Raw genomic sequence first — 435 nt, forward strand, 5'->3', positions numbered from 1 at the left:
CACTACTCAATACCGCAGCTGGAAGCCGCGATAATTACGGAGAGTAATGGGTGCTGTAATGTTTCAATTTTCAGCTTGTTCCGGATTGTTAAAGAGCAATATCGTAAAAGTGACTTAACAGTCAGTTTTACGATATGGTTGATAATGGCTTTCACTTCATTATCGGTATGGCGTCCCCAAGGGGATTCGAACCCCTGTTACAGCCGTGAAAGGGCAGTGTCCTAGGCCTCTAGACGATGGGGACACAAAAAGCAGCCTGGCCGAAGCCCTGCCGTTTTGTATCAGCATGAGTCAGAGACTCATCGCATCAACAGGTGCGCTTGCTCATTTACATCTATCAGACAATCTGTTGTGGGCACTGCACGGTCAAATATCTTGAGGTAAGGAGGTGATCCAACCGCAGGTTCCCCTACGGTTACCTTGTTACGACTTCAC

At 47.6% G+C, this 435-nt stretch carries 1 tRNA gene and 1 rRNA gene; both read right to left on the reverse strand.

The features are described from left to right. Positions 1-168: 168 nt before the first annotated feature. Positions 169-244, reverse strand: a tRNA-Glu gene (locus CYR55_RS23135). A 137-nt stretch (positions 245-381) separates the two neighbouring features. Next, positions 382-435 (reverse strand): 16S ribosomal RNA (locus tag CYR55_RS23140); the annotation flags it as partial.

Source organism: Chimaeribacter californicus (assembly GCF_002858675.1).
GTDB lineage: Bacteria > Pseudomonadota > Gammaproteobacteria > Enterobacterales > Enterobacteriaceae > Chimaeribacter > Chimaeribacter californicus.